The 15,402-nt window shown below is 40.4% G+C and carries 12 protein-coding genes, 1 tRNA gene and 1 rRNA gene; 5 read left to right on the top strand and 9 right to left on the bottom strand.

Annotated elements, in window-relative coordinates:
* Nucleotides 1-8 precede the first annotated feature (8 nt).
* A 16S ribosomal RNA gene (locus PVK79_RS03575) occupies nt 9-1,550 on the bottom strand.
* A 725-nt stretch (nt 1,551-2,275) separates the two neighbouring features.
* Between PVK79_RS03575 and PVK79_RS03570 the strand changes: the two genes are divergently transcribed.
* The 3 genes from PVK79_RS03570 (at nt 2,276) to arsJ (ending at nt 5,395) form a co-directional block, all read left to right on the top strand.
* Complete coding sequence (locus PVK79_RS03570) at nt 2,276-3,049, top strand: metalloregulator ArsR/SmtB family transcription factor (protein WP_274804051.1); 774 nt, start codon at nt 2,276-2,278, stop codon at nt 3,047-3,049.
* A 99-nt stretch (nt 3,050-3,148) separates the two neighbouring features.
* Nucleotides 3,149-4,159, top strand: a complete 1,011-nt coding sequence (locus tag PVK79_RS03565) for an ArsJ-associated glyceraldehyde-3-phosphate dehydrogenase (RefSeq protein WP_257325314.1) — start codon at nt 3,149-3,151, stop codon at nt 4,157-4,159.
* Between the two features lie 6 nt (nt 4,160-4,165).
* Nucleotides 4,166-5,395: an organoarsenical effux MFS transporter ArsJ gene (gene arsJ, locus PVK79_RS03560; RefSeq protein WP_257325313.1), complete on the top strand. Its 1,230-nt coding sequence runs from the start codon at nt 4,166-4,168 to the stop codon at nt 5,393-5,395.
* On the opposite strand, the gene PVK79_RS03555 is transcribed toward arsJ, so the two are convergent.
* Nucleotides 5,389-6,156 carry an EAL domain-containing protein gene (locus PVK79_RS03555; protein ID WP_182732028.1) on the bottom strand — a complete coding sequence of 256 codons (768 nt, stop codon included), beginning with the start codon at nt 6,154-6,156 and terminating at the stop codon, nt 5,389-5,391. The genes arsJ and PVK79_RS03555 overlap by 7 nt on opposite strands.
* A 307-nt stretch (nt 6,157-6,463) precedes the next feature.
* Nucleotides 6,464-6,907: an IS200/IS605 family transposase gene (tnpA, locus tag PVK79_RS03550; RefSeq protein WP_182700879.1), complete on the bottom strand. Its 444-nt coding sequence runs from the start codon at nt 6,905-6,907 to the stop codon at nt 6,464-6,466.
* Between the two features lie 151 nt (nt 6,908-7,058).
* On the opposite strand from tnpA, the gene PVK79_RS03545 reads away from it, so the two are divergent.
* On the top strand, nt 7,059-7,496 hold the full coding sequence (locus PVK79_RS03545) for a hypothetical protein (RefSeq protein ID WP_182735831.1): 438 nt from the start codon (nt 7,059-7,061) through the stop codon (nt 7,494-7,496).
* Nucleotides 7,497-7,567: 71 nt separating this feature from the next.
* Here the strand turns inward: PVK79_RS03545 and PVK79_RS03540 are convergent.
* From PVK79_RS03540 to PVK79_RS03515, 6 genes are all read right to left on the bottom strand, one after another.
* Nucleotides 7,568-7,644, bottom strand: a tRNA-Ile gene (locus tag PVK79_RS03540).
* Nucleotides 7,645-7,926: 282 nt separating this feature from the next.
* Nucleotides 7,927-8,277 (bottom strand): low molecular weight protein tyrosine phosphatase family protein, encoded by a 351-nt coding sequence (locus tag PVK79_RS03535; RefSeq protein ID WP_182779363.1) that lies wholly within the window; start codon nt 8,275-8,277, stop codon nt 7,927-7,929.
* Nucleotides 8,277-8,933 carry a peptide chain release factor H gene (gene prfH / locus PVK79_RS03530; RefSeq protein ID WP_182797544.1) on the bottom strand — a complete coding sequence of 219 codons (657 nt, stop codon included), beginning with the start codon at nt 8,931-8,933 and terminating at the stop codon, nt 8,277-8,279. The genes PVK79_RS03535 and prfH overlap by 1 nt, the downstream gene beginning before the upstream one ends.
* A gap of 2 nt (nt 8,934-8,935) precedes the next feature.
* Nucleotides 8,936-10,120: an RNA ligase RtcB family protein gene (locus PVK79_RS03525; RefSeq protein WP_182797543.1), complete on the bottom strand. Its 1,185-nt coding sequence runs from the start codon at nt 10,118-10,120 to the stop codon at nt 8,936-8,938.
* Nucleotides 10,121-10,732: 612 nt separating this feature from the next.
* On the bottom strand, nt 10,733-11,383 hold the full coding sequence (locus PVK79_RS03520) for a hypothetical protein (RefSeq protein WP_257325312.1): 651 nt from the start codon (nt 11,381-11,383) through the stop codon (nt 10,733-10,735).
* A 371-nt stretch (nt 11,384-11,754) separates the two neighbouring features.
* Nucleotides 11,755-12,939: a BaiN/RdsA family NAD(P)/FAD-dependent oxidoreductase gene (locus tag PVK79_RS03515; RefSeq protein WP_182732052.1), complete on the bottom strand. Its 1,185-nt coding sequence runs from the start codon at nt 12,937-12,939 to the stop codon at nt 11,755-11,757.
* A 324-nt stretch (nt 12,940-13,263) separates the two neighbouring features.
* Between PVK79_RS03515 and PVK79_RS03510 the strand changes: the two genes are divergently transcribed.
* On the top strand, nt 13,264-15,390 hold the full coding sequence (locus PVK79_RS03510; RefSeq protein WP_257325311.1) for a S8 family peptidase: 2,127 nt from the start codon (nt 13,264-13,266) through the stop codon (nt 15,388-15,390).
* Nucleotides 15,391-15,402 lie beyond the last annotated feature (12 nt).

Raw genomic sequence — 15,402 nt, 5'->3', positions numbered from 1 at the left:
AAATCGTATAAGGAGGTGATCCAGCCCCAGGTTCCCCTAGGGCTACCTTGTTACGACTTCACCCCAGTCATGAATCACTCCGTGGTAAACGTCCTCCCGAGGGTTAGACTATCTACTTCTGGAGCAACCCACTCCCATGGTGTGACGGGCGGTGTGTACAAGGCCCGGGAACGTATTCACCGCGTCATTCTGATACGCGATTACTAGCGATTCCGACTTCATGGAGTCGAGTTGCAGACTCCAATCCGGACTACGACGCACTTTAAGTGATTCGCTTACTCTCGCGAGTTCGCAGCACTCTGTATGCGCCATTGTAGCACGTGTGTAGCCCTACACGTAAGGGCCATGATGACTTGACGTCGTCCCCACCTTCCTCCGGTTTATCACCGGCAGTCTCCTTAGAGTTCTCAGCATTACCTGCTAGCAACTAAGGATAGGGGTTGCGCTCGTTGCGGGACTTAACCCAACATCTCACAACACGAGCTGACGACAGCCATGCAGCACCTGTATCAGAGTTCCCGAAGGCACCAAACTATCTCTAGTAAGTTCTCTGTATGTCAAGTGTAGGTAAGGTTCTTCGCGTTGCATCGAATTAAACCACATGCTCCACCGCTTGTGCGGGCCCCCGTCAATTCATTTGAGTTTTAACCTTGCGGCCGTACTCCCCAGGCGGTCTACTTAATGCGTTAGCTTTGAAAAACAGAACCGAGGCTCCGAGCTTCTAGTAGACATCGTTTACGGCGTGGACTACCAGGGTATCTAATCCTGTTTGCTCCCCACGCTTTCGTACATGAGCGTCAGTGTTGACCCAGGTGGCTGCCTTCGCCATCGGTATTCCTTCAGATCTCTACGCATTTCACCGCTACACCTGAAATTCTACCACCCTCTATCACACTCTAGTTTGCCAGTTCGAAATGCAGTTCCCAGGTTGAGCCCGGGGCTTTCACATCTCGCTTAACAAACCGCCTGCGTACGCTTTACGCCCAGTAATTCCGATTAACGCTCGCACCCTCCGTATTACCGCGGCTGCTGGCACGGAGTTAGCCGGTGCTTCTTCTGTAAGTAACGTCACAGATAGCCTCTATTAAAGACTACCCTTTCCTCCTTACTGAAAGTGCTTTACAACCCGAAGGCCTTCTTCACACACGCGGCATGGCTGCATCAGGCTTGCGCCCATTGTGCAATATTCCCCACTGCTGCCTCCCGTAGGAGTCTGGGCCGTGTCTCAGTCCCAGTGTGGCTGATCATCCTCTCAAACCAGCTAGGGATCGTTGCCTTGGTAAGCCATTACCTTACCAACTAGCTAATCCCACTTGGGCTAATCTTTTGGCGTGAGGCCCGAAGGTCCCCCACTTTGGTCCGTAGACATTATGCGGTATTAGCAGTCGTTTCCAACTGTTGTCCCCCACCAAAAGGCATATTCCCAAGCATTACTCACCCGTCCGCCGCTCGTCAGCAAAGTAGCAAGCTACTCTCTGTTACCGCTCGACTTGCATGTGTTAGGCCTGCCGCCAGCGTTCAATCTGAGCCATGATCAAACTCTTCAATTAAAAGTTTTTTGTCTTTCGACAGCTCAATGAATTCTGAATTTATTTAATATCTTTCGATATTGAATTGACTGTGCCGAAGCAACTTATAAATAAGTTACTTCTGTTGGTCACTCAGTTTCAATTGAGACTCTAAATTTTTTGCCTTGCTTAGCTATCTAAAAGAAAGTTAAGCTTGGCTGTTAGAACTCAATCTGTACGAGTGCCCACACAGATGATTGCTTTATATTGTTAAAGAACGTTGCGGTTAAAGTTAAACTTTATCTCGCTAGGGCTGCGCATATTACGCTTTCCTATTTTTTTGTCAACACTTAATTTTAAACTTTATTAAAAATCTAAACTCAAGTTTTACTCGACTAACTGATTAACTCTTGCCTCGCTAAGCGTTGCTGTCTGCCGTCTCAGTGGGGTCGCATTATAGGGCGCGGCGAATTTTACGCAAGCGTTTTTTAAAGAAAACTATAAAAAACATGCCTTACGCTTGCTTTTTAGCCAAGATGCTTAAAAACACATCTAAAAAATAGATAATCGCTATTGTTCAATCCTTCTAAAATAGGGTTTCACATTCATATACGTTGATATTAATAACACTAGTATTGTATATATGAAATTTCATATATACACTTAATGGATATTGTCAGTCAGAATATTTAATTTACATGTCCCAAAGTAATAGCTCAAAGCAAAGTGTGCTCTTTCTGTGCACTGAGAATTCAGCCCGTTCACAAATGGCAGAAGTATTACTGAGAAATAAAGCGGGAGAGATTTTTGATGTTTATAGTGCTGGGATCGCTCCTAAAGATATTGATCCTAGAACAATTAATTGTTTGCAAAAGTTTAACTTGCCGATAACTGAGCTCAGCGCAAAACATATAGCTGAGTTTACAGATAAGACTTTTGATTATGTTATTACGCTATGTGAAAGAGCAAACAATAAATGCAGAGCTTATAAAGGCGCACTGTTGCAACTTGCGTGGGATATTGCAGATCCAAAAGTAATGGTAGGTTTAGAGCCCTTTGTCGCAACCCTCTATGAACTTGATAAACGACTGGATATGTTTATTGACGTACACGGTAATATTAATAACCTGCAATCACATCAGTGTGTGCCACTATGTAGTAGTACCATCTCAGATCAAGATAACGAGTTATCGATAGATCCAAGCATATTTTATAAATGCTTAACTGATCAGATCCGATTAAAAACTTTAATGTTAACCAACTACTATGGCGAGTTATGTGTTTGCGAATTAATGGTAGCACTGCAAGAGCAAAGCCAACCAAAGGTATCGCGTAACTTAGCCGTATTAAAGAAAGCCGGCATCATTACAGATAGAAAGCACGGACAATGGGTGTTTTACCAAATTAATCCAAGATTGCCACAATGGAGCAAGACGATTATTAGTACAACCACTGAAAGTAATCTCCATCTGATCATCAACAGCCTTAAGCGATTATCGACTATGCATAAACGACCTAATAAAGTGAGCTTTTGCAGTTAACGATAACTTTAATAAACACAGCACAATTTAACATTGGCTAACGTAATGAAGCGCTAGCTTTACCGCACTTACAACCCAACAATTAATCAGGATGTAATTATGACAGTAAAAGTAGGTATAAATGGTTTTGGCCGTATGGGCCGATTATCAATGCGCGCAGCATTTGATTGGCATGATATAGAAATTGTCCATATTAACGATCCAGGCGGTAATGCTGAAACATTCGCTCATTTAATGACGTTTGATTCAGTACACGGTAAATGGCATCACGAAGCAAGTCATACTGAAGATACTATTATGATTAATGGTAAAACAATTGCTTTTACGCAAAACACTAAAACAGAACAGACTGATTGGTCTAACTGTGATGTCGTTATTGAAGCGTCGGGTAAAATTAAAACCAAGGCACTACTGCAAGCTTACCTAGATCAAGGTGTAAAACGCGTTGTTGTTACAGCACCAGTAAAAGAAGAGGGTATTTTAAATGTAGTAATAGGTGTAAACGACCACCTTTATAATAAAGAGATTTACCCAATCATTACCGCTGCATCATGCACAACTAACTGCTTAGCACCAGTAGTAAAAGTTATTCATGAAAAGATTGGTATCAAGCATGGCTCAATCACCACCATTCATGACATAACCAACACCCAAACAATTATTGATGCGCCGCATAAAGACTTACGCCGTGCACGTTCATGCGGCACAAGTTTGATCCCCACTACAACTGGTTCAGCTACTGCAATAACGCATATATTTCCAGAGTTAAAAGGTAAACTAAATGGCCATGCTATTCGCGTTCCGCTAACTAACGCATCAATTACTGACTGTGTATTTGAACTTGAGCGCGGTACCACCGTTGCTGAAGTAAATAAATTACTTAAGGATGCTGCTGAAAATGAACTAAAAGGCATTATGGGCTACGAAGAACGCCCACTGGTATCTATTGACTACAAAACCGATCCTCGTTCCAGCATCATTGATGCGCTATCAACCATGGTGATCAACGACACTCAAGTAAAACTTTATGTGTGGTACGACAATGAATGGGGCTACGCGAACCGAACTGCGGAACTGGTACGTAAAGTTGGTCTAGCTGACAAGGAATAATTAACCGTGGATCGATTCACAGCACTCTCCCCACAAATAAAACAATATTTGATCATTACCGGTAATTACTGGGCATTTACTTTAACTGATGGCGCATTGCGGATGCTCGTGGTGCTGTATTTTTATCAATTAGGTTACAGCCCACTTAGTATTGCTATGTTGTTTTTGTTTTATGAAATTTTTGGTGTGATCACCAATTTAGTGGGCGGATGGCTGGGAGCTCGATTCGGCCTGAATAAAACCATGAACATTGGCTTAGCATTACAAATTGTGTCTTTGGCAATGCTTATGGCACCTGTAGATACACTCACCGTAATTTATGTGATGGCTGCGCAGGCGCTTTCAGGGATCGCAAAAGATCTGAATAAAATGAGCGCCAAAAGCGCTATTAAGTTACTAGTACCAAAAGACGCGCAAGGCCAGCTTTTCAAATGGGTGGCTATTTTAACGGGTTCTAAAAATGCGTTAAAAGGTGTTGGCTTCTTTTTAGGTGGCGTACTGCTGACTTTGCTAGAATTTCATGGCGCAATACTAATCATGATCTGCATGCTCACTATGGTTTGGCTATTTAGTTTATTCGCATTAAAAGAAGATTTAGGCAAAGCTAAAAATAAAGCCAAATTTAGTGAGCTATTCTCTAAGAGCAAAGCAATTAATGTACTTTCTGCGGCACGACTATTTTTGTTTGCCGCCAGAGATGTTTGGTTTGTTGTGGCGCTACCGGTATTTTTGGCGGCTACATTTGCTTGGGATCACTGGTGGGTTGGCGGCTTTATGGCATGCTGGATTATTGGTTATGGCATAGTGCAGTCTTTTGCGCCTTATATTACAAACATAATGAGTACAGGAAAAAAATCAGTTCAGGTGCCCTGTGGCCGTAGCGCTTTTTTATGGGCCAGTTACTTAACAGCTATACCGGCCATTATTGCCTTAGCTCTGCATTTTGACTTTTATATACAAGCATCCGTTATTATCGGTTTACTGATATTTGGTGCGGTGTTTGCGATTAACTCATCATTGCATAGCTATTTAATTGTAAGCCTTGCTGATAGTGATGGCGTGTCACTTGATGTGGGCTTTTACTATATGGCAAATGCCATGGGCAGATTATTAGGCACAGTGCTTTCGGGCTGGGTATATCAACAACACGGGCTAGAAGCTTGCTTGTGGATCTCAAGCTGCTTTATTGCCCTAGCAGCATTGTTATCGCTCGCGTTACCAAAGAGTAATCAATAGTCATTAAAATCAATCGTTGGTAAACTCTCAAAACCTGGTTTTGCAAATAAATAGCCTTGCATTAATTCTATGCCCGCTGCTTTTAGCCAAGTATATTCCTGAAGAGTCTCTATCCCTTCAGCTAGCGGAGTGATATTTAGATCACGAAACATATTTAAGCTATGGGTCACAATTGCTTGGCGTACTTTATCTGAATCTATATTGCGAATAAGCTCCATATCTAACTTAATAATATCAGTCTGAAAATCGGCTAATAAATTAAGTCCTGAATAACCAGATCCAAAATCATCCGTGGCTGTTGTAAAACCTAACGACTGGTAATACTCAACCACTCGCTTTATATGAGCACTATCTTCTATTTTCTCAACTTCAGTAAACTCAAACATAATACGTTGAGTAGGAAAATTATATTTTTTAGCGGCTTCTAATGTAGTACGAATACAGCGTTCTGGCTTATAAATAGCATTAGGTAAGAAATTAATGCTTAACATCGAATCAACGCCTAGTTTTGCGGCTAATGCAATTGCCTTAATGCGACATAGCTGGTCAAAAGTATAACGATTAGCATCATTCACTTTAGAAATAACTGAATACGCAGATTCATTATTTAAACCACGAACAAGTGCCTCATAACCAAAAATAGAGTTAGTTTGGCAATTTATAATTGGTTGAAATGCCATTGTAAAATCAAAACCAAGGCTTTCTTCATCCGTGCAATTGCTACACAACACCCTATCGCATTCCATTGATTTATCATTCACTAATTAAACCTCCCCAATCTTTTATCTTAAGGTTAGTTGTTATTTTACAACACCGCAATCAATCTTACAGAATTACAGCAAGGAGTAATTCTTCGAGAACTTTTAAAACAAACAGCTTGTTTGTCAACAGCTAAACTGATGAGAATATTTTTTACAAAAAAGTATCCAAAATATTGAGGCAAATTATCACACCTTTAAGGAAATAGCATTAAATGCCATTAACATAACCTTTAATTAGTAATAATAAACATCCCCGGGGCAAGCCCTTCTGCTAACGCAGAACTCACTTCGTGAGCGGGGTATTTGGTTAGAACATAGCTAACTGATGATCCGAATGGAGTTGGTCATAATTATTTCCTTGGTTTTTCACATACTTTCTTATCATTGATTCGTCACCATGTTTTCCTACCGTACTTGCAAAATAACCATCTGACCAAAACTCTCCACCCCATAACTGCTTTTTAACATGAGGGCACTTTTTAAAAACCTCTCTTGCCGTTAAACTTTTAATCATCGTTACCAACTTTGTAATGCTGTAGGTTGGTACTGACTGAACTAAAAAATGAATATGATCTTCATCCGTCCCAATTTCTAAAAATTTGATTTCGTAACGTTTTTCTATTTCAACACAAATTTCTGTGATTGCCCTATCAACTCCCACATCAAGAACTGCTCTTCTATATTTTGCAGGGAAAACTAAGTGATAAAGTAAAACTGTCACATTGTGGCTTTTATGTATAAATTCGCTCATTACTCAATACTACGCCGCAAACGGCGGGGAATAAACCCGAAGAGATTTAATCTTAAAAATACAGACCCTATTTTTGGAACGAAAAGTGCATAAAAATATTTATTCAGACCTGAACTAAAATCAGTCAATTTTTTATCACGTAGAGGACTTTATGAAGTTGAATGCTTTTCATCCACAAATACAAATTGAATCACATAATATAAAGCAAAATAATTTAAATACACAATCGACTACAAGCAACGTAGATGTAAAGTCTCAGAATGATAAAACAAGCACTTCTGAAAACAGAAATATTGCGAACACTGACAGTAAAGAAGATGATGAAACCAAACAGCCTGAGGAAACTTCGCAGGAACAAACTCTAAAGAACATAGATCAACTACAGAATAAAATAAAAACGGTAAAAAATGACGAAACATTATCTAAAACACAGCAACAACAGCAATTAACGGAGCTAAATAAGCAATTAGATGATGAATTAAGTTTTATACAGTTAACGGTTAGAAAAAATGTCTCAACCTTAGTCAATAGCTTATTTACATCTGCAGGTAATACAAGTTCAGGATTGTTATTTAATAACAAAGCGTAAATATCGTATTGATAAAACGAACAACTGAGTAATTTTGTTTATTAGGTGTTTACTTAGGAAGCTTGTAAAAATGGTGGCCCCTCCCAGACTCGAACTGGGGACCTAACGATTATGAGTCGTGTGCTCTAACCAACTGAGCTAAGGGGCCATTTTGTATTAGCTTATGTTTTTAAAAAACAAAGCTAAATTTTTGAAGCGTTTAACCACCTAAGCGACTAAAGCGGGTTGCAGTATAAAAAGTTTTTACTGGCTTGTCACTAGCAAAAACCTTTATTTTAACAATCAATAAGCTAACTGCTTAAATAGTAGTCGCAAAAAGCTTTTATTGGTGACTAAAGCCATTCACACGAGTACTTGTATCATGTAGGAACGACTTTAGTCGCGAATGTTTTATCTTGTTCGTACCGATTCACAAACAAGATAAAAAACGCTACGCTAAAGTTAGTGCTAAATAGCTGCCAACGCTTTGTTTTATAATACTTACTAACTCGTTATCCATATATTGGTATTCATCAGCAATATCTAATACTTGAATATCTTTATACGTTAATAAATGTCCAAATTGCGCTTTAAGTCTATTTTTGTGTTTTTGCTCCATAACAAATATGACATCAGCCCATTGCATCATTTTGGCATTCACTGTTCTCTTTGCATTAGGGCTGGTGCCTGCTGAGCTAACAGCGAGCTCTGGGTGATTTCTCCATACTTGCTCAGCCGTTGAGCTTCGCCACTGATTGCGACTACAAATGAAAAGTACATTTGTCTCTTTATGTTCCTTCATTAATTATGTACTCCTTTATTAACTGAGCAGTCACGGTTTAAAACAAACTTTTCACCAGTGAATGTTTTTACAGGGTTACCACGCTCAACTTCCCAGTGCTGCTGCCAACGTGCTGTTTCTTGCTGAGTCATTTTATCCAACGCTACTTGCTCTAGTTTTTGAAACAACAACACACTTGCTAAACGCTTATTGGCATGTTGACTGCGCTCACTCTCAACACGTACCGAAGTCCCCGTTGCTGTGTGAGTTGCTCTTACCGCTGAATCAGTAGTATTAACATGTTGACCGCCAGCGCCAGACGCGCGGCATGTTTGAAAAGTTACGCCTTTATCAAGCTTACTTTCATCAATATCGAACAGTTGCCCGCTAAAAAACCAGTTTTTACGTTTATGCTTAAGCCGATACTGACTTTGACACACCCACAACATAGTACCTTGCCATGACTGAGCCAATTGCTTAGCCGCGCTATCGGCTGTTGAATCAAGTTGCAATAAAACCGACTTTAAACAGCCTCGTTCGGTTGCGCTAATAGCCTCAACAATCTCGAGTTCTATGCCTTGTGCGAGGCATTGCTTTTTAATCATTTTTAACGCTAAACTTACAGCTTTACAGCACTCAATAGGTCCTTGCCCTGCTGATAATTGCAGTAATATCATGATCAACAACCTCCATTTGTTTTGAAGGTTAAAACTGGCCGTAACTTAGCGACCACTTCTATTAACCCTGCATCAACCATATCACTTATAACCGTTTCGCACTTTTTGTATGCTTGTGGGGCTTCGTCGTATAGCAATTCTTTATTACCACAAATAACTCTGCTGCCTAACGCTGTACGGTATAAATCTTCGCGCTTATATTTATGACCTAATCGGCCATGGCATTCACCGCGCTGCCATTTTCGCCCCGCGCCGTGTGCAAGCGAAAATAAACTGGTATTGATACTTTCCTGCACTGTTAGATCATTACCACTTAACTCTGTAAATACAGGTTTTACAAGATAACTGTAATCGCCACGAGAGCCTGGGATCACTACATAGCCTTTATCACTCGGTGTAGCACCTTTTCTGTGTAACCAGCCATCACAACCGTCAATGTTTTTAGCCGATACTAAATTATGGTTAATATCTAAGGTACACTCACCATTTGCTCGTATAGCCTCTAAAAACCGCTTAGCGATCAGCTCACGATTAAGTTCAGCAAAGCGCACCGCTTCATCATGCTTGCTCATGTAATCTTTAAAATCAGCATCACCTTCACATAAGCCATCGTGATTATGACCCGCTATATGTTCAACCAATATTGATTGCCCTAACCCACGCGAGCCTGAATGAACCAATAATTGAAGATGCTTTTTACTTAGCCCTAACTCATCTAAGGCACTTTGATTGTATATCTCATCAATAGCTTGAAACTCAGCAAAATGATTACCTCCACCAATGGTACCCAAGGCACTATCATAACCCTTGGTAGTAATATTTTTTGCCGCTTTGTTACTTTCTATGATTGAGAACCAACTTTCATCAAGTGGCAGCTCAATATGTGTAAATTTTTTGGCAAGTTTATCTAGATTTACTTTTGCTACTTTGGCTGTGGTTTGCCACAGCGCCATACCACAGCCAATATCGTTACCCACTAATGCAGGGTAAATTTTGTTGGTAGTGAAAAATGCAGCCCCGATAGGATACCCTCTACCTGGGTGTAAATCAGGCATGCCCGCAACGCGTTGCATACCATTTAGCTCTGATGTTTTGATCAGTTGCTGTATCGCCAGCCCCTCAATCCACGTATCAGCAGACGCAATAAGGCTAACTTTATCAGTTATTTTTTGGACGGATTTGCCCATAATACCAATTCCTTTTTCTTTGTTAGAAAAATAGGATTAAAACGAAATACGAATTGGCAGGTCTGGATCTATTTTGAAATCAAACGAAAGGAACGCGTTTAAACGCAATGCTTACCTAAATGTACTTAATATATAAAAGCGTGTTTAAGTAACAAGTTTCTTATCGGATAAGACCTGCAAAGGATGTTGATGTAATTGTCATAGTATTTTCTCCTTCACAGTTAGTTGATGAATCCAACACTTAGGGTAAGTGCTGAACAATTGAACGAGCGCATGTTAATCAGTTTTTGAACATAAAGCAAACAAAAATTATGGCGTGTTTTATGTGCTTCTATATTTTATATATATGTTGTTACACGAGTATTTGCCCGAAGTAGGTATTTTAACTTACATACATGTTCTGTAAAACGAAGTGATTGAACAAGAAAACAAGGATAAAAGTAACCATTAACTAGTTAGTAGGAAATTTTGCGATTAACTCAGGTACTATGTTGAGGTAAGGGTATAAGTTCTTCTTTGAGCTGAATTGGTTAACTCCATGTTTGTCAAAATAGCTGTCTTAACAAAATTTGTGCCAGCTCTTTTTTATTTCTAATAACTTCCACACCGTAGTCACTTTTTATCTAACCATTTGTTCATAGCTTGATCGTAGGCGTCGGTTACTTTTGTTTTAGCACAAGTGGTGCCTACTAAGTAACTATCTGGTAGGTCACTTTTTGGCATTACACCAGCTCCTATCGATACCTTTTTAAAGCAGTTATCTCCGAGGCGATAGATAGTTAATTGCATGCTTTGCTTTTCAACTTTTAATGGGTCTATGCTGGTTTGCTGGTGCTCCTTTGGCACTGTAATACGCTGTGGTTGTGCTAAAACTTGTGACGTTGGAGGTGTTGATCGGAATGTATTTTGCTGTTGCTTTAGTATGCTCTTTAAACCTAATTTAAGGTCTATTTTTTTATAGCTGTTAGAGTCTGTTTGCGCCTTGGGCGTTACAGGCTTTATTGTTTTTTTAATTTTTACAATCGTATTTGCAGCAGGAATAATTGGTTTTTCAAGCTTTTTCAACAGCGTGGCTTCGTCGTGCTGGTTGCTCTTCTTTTCTATTGTAGGCAATGACTTAGGCAACGCCATACTAACCATGTATGCTTTAATTGGGGGAGTGTCTGTCACTATTAATTTTGGGGTTTTAACACTCATTAATATTGAAAAAATTATCCCGTGGAGCAGTAATGAAATAATAAAAGGCCAGCGCCACGTTGTCACAATATTTGTTCCCTAAACAATAAGTGTTCCCTATAACACTAATTTAATATGACCACATAGACGCTGCAAAGTTCCAAATATGAACATTTTGTTATTATTTGACTTGGCATTAAAAAATATTCAAACACTTGTTTTAAAATGACTTTCATATTTTTTATGTTTGCTTCAACTCAAGATACGTCTTTAGACGAAGTAGCTAATTGGAAGTAGGTTAGAACTGATGAGGTTCTTTTTTGATTTGCAAAAGAACACAAAATAGGTGTAATAAGAATTGTGTAACTGCTCATTATCTATAACCTTAAATCAGCTAGAGAAATGAGCATGTTGTAGCATATCTCACTACGGGCAAACTTTATTGTCTCTACAAAAAGCTAACAATACTGCCCTGCTGCGAAGCCGCAGCTCCAAGCATATTGGAAGTTATAGCCTCCTAGCCAACCGGTTACGTCGGTTACTTCACCAATAAAGTACAGCCCTTGGGCTTTTTTCGCTTCAAAGGTTTTTGAACTAAGTTCGTCGGTGTCTATACCGCCTAGAGTTACTTCCGCTGTGCGGTAACCTTCGGTGCCGTTGGGTTTAATTTGCCAGTTATGAATGTAATTAGCTAGATCGTCAATTTGGCTATGGGTGAGCTGATTTACATTGCAATCTGGAATAGCTTTACTCTCATGCAGTATTTCAATAAAGCGTTTTGGCAAAATAGTCGCTAGGCTATTTTTTAATGATTTTTGTGCTTGGGTTTCTCGCCATGTTGCTAATTGCTCTGTTAAATCAAGCTCTGGTAACAGGTTTATAGTCACTGCTTGCCCTGCTCGCCAAAATGAGCTGATTTGTAATATAGCGGGGCCTGATAAACCACGGTGAGTAAATAGGATGTTTTCTTTAAAACTTGTGCCGTCTTCACTGCTGACGATACATGGCACGCTAATACCCGATAACCCTTCAAAGCGGTCCTTATCATGTTGGTGCAAGGTAAATGGTACAAGTGCTGCCATGGTCGGTAATACTTTTAAGCCAAATTGCTCAGCAATTTTATACCCTATTGGTGTTGCGCCTAGTTTTGGCATGGTTAAGCCACCAGCGGCAACAACGAGTGACTCACAGCTGTATGACTGTTGTTCTGTGATCACGAGATAGCCAGTAGCGGTTTTTTCAACGCTAAGCACTTCGTTACGCAGCGCAACATTAACACCCGCCCACTCGCACTCAGTTAGCAAAATATCAACGATATCTTGTGCGCTATTGTCGCAAAATAACTGCCCAAGGGTTTTATGGTGATACGCCAAACCGTGTCTGTCCACCAGCTCAATAAAATCATGCTGGGTATAACGGCTTAAACACGATTTTACAAAGTGTGGATTACCACATAAATAGTTTTCAGGGCTGGCGTTTTCATTGGTGAAGTTACAACGTCCGCCGCCGCTGATGAGAATTTTACGACCAGGCTTTTTGCCCATATCAAGCACTGTAACACTGCGGCCACGGTATCCTGCTTGTGCTGCACACATTAAACCTGCGGCTCCGGCACCGATCACTATTACATCTACTTGGGTCATTTGTTCATCTCATGAGGAAATTTTTGCAATTGTAGCAAATTTAAAAGTACAAACTGAGCGGTATTTCACTATTTTATTATTAACAACAAAGTGTGAAAAAATAAATGTTCACCTCACCAGTCTACAAATTAATTAATACTTTATAACCACTACAACGACATAATAAAAGTCATAAAATCGTATTTAGCCATATAAACATCCCGATATAACTAAAATAGAGACATTAATAATAAAACGTTATTTTAACTATTTTAACAGATCATTTACTTTTGTTCCCCTTCACGACAATTCATCGTGAAGCTTAATAACAATCTAGGGATAATTATGACAACAAGAAAAATATTTAAAAAATGCGCTGTAGCGCTTACTGTGAGCGCGATATTTGCAGCGACATCAAGCATGGCAAATCCTAGCGAAGCAATAACACCATCTATTGCTGACATAACAACAAAACTACAAAGCCAAGATCCTCTCGGTACACGCTTTATCATCAAGTATAAAAATAATAGTAATGATATGGCAACATTTTCGATTGCTGATACTAGCCCACAAATGATGAATAAAAAGGCCCAAGGCTTTGTTAAAAACTTTACCAGTAAAAAAGGAAAAGTTAAGGCGCAATATATCCGTGCAATGGCATTGGACAATCATCATGTTATGCGTGCAAATAAAAAACTAAGCGCTGACGAAGCCCAACAATATATGCAAGAAGTAATGGCTTCAGGCAATGTTGAATACATTGAAATCGACCAGATGTTAAAACCATTTGCAACTCCTAACGACCCTCGTTATGACGACCAATGGCATTACTATGAGCAAGCTGGCGGGTTAAACCTTCCAACTGCATGGGATACCGCAACAGGTAGCGGTGTAACAGTGGCAGTATTAGATACTGGTTATCGTCCACACATTGATCTTAATGCCAATATTTTACCTGGCTACGATATGATTTCGGATACATTTGTCGCGAATGACGGCGGCGCACGCGATAGTGATGCACGCGATCCAGGTGATGCAGTTTCTGCCGGTGAGTGTGGTAATAATAACAGTGCACAAGGTTCAAGCTGGCACGGAACCCATGTTGCAGGTACTGTTGCAGCCGTTACGAATAATGGCGAAGGTGTTGCTGGTGTTGCTTATGATGCTAAAGTTGTTCCGGTACGCGTACTTGGTAAATGTGGTGGTTTAACATCTGATATTGCCGACGGTATTATTTGGGCATCTGGCGGTTCGGTATCTGGCGTACCTGCTAATGCTAACCCTGCTGATGTCATCAATATGAGTTTAGGTGGCAGCGGCTCTTGTAGCTCAACAACACAAAACGCGATTAACCAAGCACGTAATAACGGCACTGTAATTGTCATTGCCGCAGGTAATGATAACGACAATGCTAACAACTATAACCCTGGTAACTGTAATGGCGTAGTAAATGTTGCATCGGTTGGTCGTAATGGTGGGCGAGCTTACTACTCAAACTATGGTACATCTATCGATGTTGCAGCACCTGGTGGTGCGCAAAGCTTTGCTAATGATTCAGAAGGTGTTTTATCTACACATAACTCAGGTTCATCAAGCCCTTCTAGTGACAGCTATCATTACTCACAAGGTACATCGATGGCAGCACCTCATGTTGCTGGTGTTGCTGCTCTTATTAAACAAGCAAAGCCAACTGCAACGCCTGATGAAATTGAAAGCATATTAAAATCAAGCACTCGCTCATTCCCTGCCACATGCAATAACTGTGGTACTGGTATTGTTGACGCTGCAGCCGCAGTTGCTGCTGCAAGCGGTGGTACTACACCACCCGTTGGCGGCAATGAGTTACTTGATGGCCAAGCTCAAACGGGCCTAAGTGGCGCTGCGAGTAGTGATACTTTTTATACAATGACTGTACCAAGTGGCGCAACTAATGTAACTTTCACCATGAGTGGCGGAACGGGTGATGCAGATTTATATGTACGCTCAGGTAGTAAACCCACTACATCAACTTATGATTGTCGTCCGTATAAAGGGGGTAACAGCGAAGAGTGCTCTATAGATAGCCCAACTGCTGGTACATATCATGTGATGGTACGTGGTTACTCGGCTTACTCAGGCGTGAGTTTAGTTGGTAATTTAACAACCTCTGGTAACACAGGTAATCCACAAGCAGGTGGTGGAACTGTATCTGATATTTCAGCTAATGCAGGGCAATGGAAACATTATACCCTTGATGTTCCAGCAGGAATGGCAAGCTTTACCGTAACAACGTCTGGTGGCTCAGGTGATGCAGATTTATTTGTTAAGTTTGGCAGCCAACCAACAGGCTCTAGCTATGATTGCCGTCCATATAAAAACGGCAACGCAGAGACATGTACGTTTAACAATCCTCAAGCAGGGATTTGGCACATGAGTGTGAATGCTTATAAAACCTTTGCCGGTTTAACGCTTGACGCACAATACCAGCCTTAATTAGCAATAAGG

This window comes from Pseudoalteromonas rhizosphaerae, from assembly GCF_028885455.1.
Lineage (GTDB): Bacteria > Pseudomonadota > Gammaproteobacteria > Enterobacterales > Alteromonadaceae > Pseudoalteromonas > Pseudoalteromonas rhizosphaerae.
Note: the sequence above shows the minus strand (reverse complement) of the source record. Positions and strands in the feature narration are given on the sequence as shown.

Excerpts from the sequence above, each read along its gene's own strand:
- PVK79_RS03570 (WP_274804051.1), top strand. The coding sequence starts at position 2,276 with ATGGCAGAAGTATTACTGAGAAATAAAGCGGGAGAGATTTTTGATGTT.
- PVK79_RS03565 (WP_257325314.1), top strand. The coding sequence starts at position 3,149 with ATGACAGTAAAAGTAGGTATAAATGGTTTTGGCCGTATGGGCCGATTA.
- tnpA (WP_182700879.1), bottom strand. The coding sequence starts at position 6,907 with ATGAGCGAATTTATACATAAAAGCCACAATGTGACAGTTTTACTTTAT.
- PVK79_RS03545 (WP_182735831.1), top strand. The coding sequence starts at position 7,059 with ATGAAGTTGAATGCTTTTCATCCACAAATACAAATTGAATCACATAAT.
- PVK79_RS03535 (WP_182779363.1), bottom strand. The coding sequence starts at position 8,277 with ATGAAGGAACATAAAGAGACAAATGTACTTTTCATTTGTAGTCGCAAT.
- prfH (WP_182797544.1), bottom strand. The coding sequence starts at position 8,933 with ATGATATTACTGCAATTATCAGCAGGGCAAGGACCTATTGAGTGCTGT.
- PVK79_RS03525 (WP_182797543.1), bottom strand. The coding sequence starts at position 10,120 with ATGGGCAAATCCGTCCAAAAAATAACTGATAAAGTTAGCCTTATTGCG.
- PVK79_RS03515 (WP_182732052.1), bottom strand. The coding sequence starts at position 12,939 with ATGACCCAAGTAGATGTAATAGTGATCGGTGCCGGAGCCGCAGGTTTA.
- PVK79_RS03510 (WP_257325311.1), top strand. The coding sequence starts at position 13,264 with ATGACAACAAGAAAAATATTTAAAAAATGCGCTGTAGCGCTTACTGTG.